The 2,066-nt window shown below is 68.7% G+C and carries 3 protein-coding genes; 1 reads left to right on the top strand and 2 read right to left on the bottom strand.

The genetic code is table 11. From position 1 onward, the window contains the following. Together J0A65_RS22615 and J0A65_RS22610 are read right to left on the bottom strand one after the other, a co-directional pair. Nucleotides 1–782, bottom strand: a 782-nt coding sequence (locus tag J0A65_RS22615) for an FAD-binding oxidoreductase (protein ID WP_206596566.1), incomplete at its 3' end; no start/stop codon positions are given. Next, a complete protein-coding gene (locus tag J0A65_RS22610) occupies nt 779–1,336 on the bottom strand; it encodes a dimethylamine monooxygenase subunit DmmA family protein (protein WP_206596565.1) in 558 nt (185 codons plus the stop codon). The genes J0A65_RS22615 and J0A65_RS22610, both read right to left, overlap by 4 nt. 363 nt (nt 1,337–1,699) lie before the next feature. Between J0A65_RS22610 and J0A65_RS22605 the strand changes: the two genes are divergently transcribed. After that, a partial coding sequence (locus J0A65_RS22605; protein WP_206596564.1) for a methyltransferase family protein occupies nt 1,700–2,066 on the top strand: 367 nt, incomplete at its 3' end.

The following is a 2,066-nucleotide window of genomic DNA, read 5'->3' as shown; positions in this document are numbered from 1 at the left end:
GGCACCTCGACACCGGCAGCCTCCAGCGCCTCGAGCAGGCTGTGGTCACCCGCTACCTGCAAGCGCTGGCCGCTGCGCGCCAGCTCGACGGTGAACGGCTCGCCCGGCTCGGGCGCAGCGAAGGCTTCCCAGTGCAGGCGTCCGGCGGACCAGCCGTGACATTCGGCCAGCGTCTTGAGCTCATCGAGCAGGCGCTGCGGGCCGCAGACGTAGAGATGGCTGCCGAGCGGCTTGCCGCTGAACAGCTCGGCGCAGTGCAGGCGCTGGCCGGCGGCCGCGTCGTAACCGCGGAAGCGCTCGCCCAGGCGCTCGCACAGCTCACTGGCATAGGCATCGGTCAAGCCGCTGCGATAGGCGTAGTGCAACTCGAAAGAGGCGCCCTGGGCCTGGAGCTCGCTGAGGTAGGCCATGAACGGGGTGATGCCGATGCCACCGGCCACCAGAATGTGGTGACGTGCCTGCGAATGCAGCGCGAACAGGTTGCTCGGCACGCCGATCTGCAGGCGGTCACCGACCCGGACCCGCTCATGCAGGTAGCGAGATCCCCCACGCGAGTCATCCTGCAGGCGCACCGCGATGCGGTAGGTGCCCCGGTCGCGCGGGTCGCTCAGCAGCGAATAGGCGTTGCGCAGCGTACGCCCCTCGATCGGCAACACGACCTGCACGTGGCTGCCGCAGGAAAAGCCCGGCAGGCTGCCGTCGAGCGCGGCGAAGGTGAATTCGCGCACCACCGGTGTCAGCTGGCGCACCGCGGTGACCTGTACCTCCAGCATCGCGCTCATGCCTGCCGCTCCCCGGCGTGCGCCTGCTCGTAGGGCCGATCCGGATCGAGGCACACCCCCATGTAGGCCCCCAGGCGCTGGGAGAAATGCTCGCGCACGAACAACTTCACCCCGCAGTGCCTGCAGCTGCACTCGGTTTCGCTGCCGATATCCTGCATCTCGCTGCAATGCACGCAGTACAGGCGCCGCCGCTCGCCCAGCTTGAACAGTTCGATCTCGTCGGCCAGCAGGCCGGCATGGCGGGCCAGGCGACAGACATGCCAGAGAAAGGCCTCGTCACCGAGCACCTGCAGGCGCGTTCCTGCCGGAGCCTGCTCCAGCAGCATCTGCAGGCGCAGGAACAGGGCCTCGGTGCTCGGCAGGCACTCCTGCTGCTCGGCAGCGGCGAGTTCGCCATGCAGGGTGAGCAGCCGCATCGGCCCTGGTTGATCGAGCAGGCCGCCGGCGCGGCTGGCATCCTGAGCCACCAGCAGACGCTGACTGGCCGGCGTCGGCGTGGCGGTCGCGGCGTAGCGCGGGGTGCTGAACAGCGGTTCAGCGCTGGAACTGGTCATCGAAAGTCCTCCTGGGTGACAGCAAGACGGGGGTCGAAGCGCCTCGGTTAAATTCCCAACGGGAACTTTTTGTTCTCAACAGGAAAGCATGGACCATGCCATGTCCACGCAACCTGCGGCGCATCGGGGCCCAGGCAGAGCAAGCCCCCGCAGCACCTGGCAACGCTGCACAAGCGGGGAGCAGCGCGCGCCGGCACGGCGCATCCGCAGACTTTCTGAAGCATCGCCTTCATCGGTGAAGAACGCCCGGGCCGGCTGCCGCCGTGCACCTCGATGGCTTCGGCCGCCCTGCCCGGCTGGCGCTTGACCCTGTAGCGACTACAGGCCATAGAGTCGCCAGCTCATCCCCGCCAAGGACTCGCCATGCACCTACTGGACGCACGCATCCCACCGCCGCTGATCGCCCTGCTGTTCGCCCTGCTCATGTGGCTGGCCGCCCCGCTCCTGCCCGGCATCGACCTGGCTACCTCCTGGCGGGTGGCGGGCGCCCTGCCAGTGCTGCTGCTCGGCGCGGCCAGCTGCCTGCTTGGCATACGCTCCTTCGGCAACGCCCGCACCACCGTCAACCCGCTGCGGCCGGGGCAGGCCTCGGCGCTGGTCGTCGGTGGCATCTACCAGTACAGCCGCAACCCGATGGACCTGGGGTTCGCCATCGCGCTGCTGGCCTGGGTCGTCCTGCTGGCGTCCCCACTGCTCCTGGCGGGCGTGGCGGGCTTCGTGCTGTACATGA

The organism is Bowmanella yangjiangensis, assembly GCF_017255015.1.
GTDB classification, from domain to species: domain Bacteria; phylum Pseudomonadota; class Gammaproteobacteria; order Enterobacterales; family Alteromonadaceae; genus Bowmanella; species Bowmanella yangjiangensis.
The sequence above is the reverse complement of the archived record's forward strand: the minus strand, read 5'-3'. Positions and strand labels throughout refer to the sequence as shown.

Bases quoted from the DNA above. Each gene is read 5' to 3' on its own strand.
- J0A65_RS22610 (WP_206596565.1), bottom strand. From the start codon at position 1,336: ATGACCAGTTCCAGCGCTGAACCGCTGTTCAGCACCCCGCGCTACGCC.